The organism is Streptococcus pseudopneumoniae (genome assembly GCF_038148935.1).
Lineage (GTDB): Bacteria > Bacillota > Bacilli > Lactobacillales > Streptococcaceae > Streptococcus > Streptococcus pseudopneumoniae_U.
Map to the genome: position 1 here is coordinate 1 of NZ_JBBJZX010000166.1, position 1,539 is coordinate 1,539.

A 1,539-nucleotide genomic window follows, 5' to 3' on the forward strand; every position below is an offset into this window, starting at 1 on the left:
TGGCAATGATGTCTATTTAGAAAATCCGGGTGCACGACTTCGTCTTGGAGCTACCAGCTTTACAATCAATAATAATAAACTATACTATTTAGAGGGTGCTAATGGCAAACTAAAAACAGGTTATTTTGCATTGATTGATGATAGACCAAGCTATCATCACTATCATATTCTTGTTTATGCAGACCAATCTGGTGAAATTCTTAAAATGAAACGATTGCCAACAGGAATTTCAGATTATCTTAATAAAGAAATTGATGGTTTCTACGGTCAAACTGTTAAAATCGATAGTAAGACAGGAAATGTTTTTGTTGTGAAATAAACTATCTGACAGAGTAAAACGAAAAAAGCGAACAACTTTGTCTACTAGGAAGTCATGTTCGCTTTTATTCATAAAATAATAGTTACTATTTGCCCTCTGTTTCAAAAAAATCTGCTTGATAATAATCACTAACTTCTCTTTTCATTTCCCGCAGTAATCGACTTTCATTTGTTGATTCGAGTAAGGATAATCCTTTATTAATCATAGCATGATTTTCATTAACGATTCCCAGACGTACTTGAGCTACACCTAATAAATCGTATCGTTTCAATATTTTTGCTAAATCAAGATATTCTTGAATTAAGCATAGACAATCATCTTTCTTATTTGCTTCAAGGTACATTCGTGTCATATTGGCTAGAATGGAGTAATGAATACTTTGAATTGGACGATAATCTGTGTATTTATTTAGAGATTTAACAAGCCTCTGGCGTAGCATTTCTAGTGAATCAATAGGGAAATGAAAGATGATCATCACTAATAACCGTAAATCTGAGAGGAACCACTGATCCCTTTTTTCCAATTCTTTCCATAACTCTTCAGCTAAGGCTTGGGCTTTATCGGAAAACTGATTTTCAATCACTTCTATAAAAATGGTTAGCTCTTTCACAGCGTGTTCTATTGGGATATCATTCTGCACTTCATCTAGATAAATTTGACATTTTGATAGCAGTGTCTTCATTTCTTCTAGATTAGGCGAAGAAATAACCTGATAATATTCTGAAAATAATTTCTTACGAGAATCCATTTGGTAATGTTGACAAATATAATGAAATTCATCGAAACTCATATCAACTTGCCTCAAAAGCAACTCCATAGTATCATATCTAGGAGTAGAATGATTATTTTCAAACTTCGATAAGTTAGAATGAGTAATGTAGTCACCACAGACCTCATTTTGTGTGATCCCTTTTGACTTACGAATGTATTTATAAACTGAACCAATATCCCACCGCATATTTTTGCCTCCAAAAATGTTCCAAAAGTAGAAGTTTTAAGAAAATATTTATATTTAGTATATCATAAAGGTGTGGGGTGGACAATGATGATAGAAAGAAGGTATTGGTTGACTCTTAAGGATTATTAGGAGTTATGTAGAATGTTTATGATGGAAAATATCTTTTTATAACTATTCAATAAAGGAGGAAATGGCTATGAAAAAATCTAAACTACTCACACTTGGTTTACTTGCAGGTGCTGGTCTACTTTTGTCTATCAAT

At 32.5% G+C, this 1,539-nt stretch carries 1 protein-coding gene and 1 pseudogene; one reads left to right on the top strand and one right to left on the bottom strand.

The features are described 5' to 3' along the window. Window positions 1–319, top strand: a pseudogene (locus tag WKI42_RS10350) (N-acetylmuramoyl-L-alanine amidase family protein); the annotation flags it as partial. Between the two features lie 85 nt (window positions 320–404). Here the strand turns inward: WKI42_RS10350 and WKI42_RS10355 are convergent. Beyond that, window positions 405–1,277 (bottom strand): helix-turn-helix domain-containing protein, encoded by an 873-nt coding sequence (locus tag WKI42_RS10355; RefSeq protein ID WP_173282751.1) that lies wholly within the window; start codon window positions 1,275–1,277, stop codon window positions 405–407. Window positions 1,278–1,539: the final 262 nt, after the last annotated feature.

Coding starts and splice junctions, on each gene's coding strand:
- WKI42_RS10355 (WP_173282751.1), bottom strand. CDS start 1,277: ATGCGGTGGGATATTGGTTCAGTTTATAAATACATTCGTAAGTCAAAA.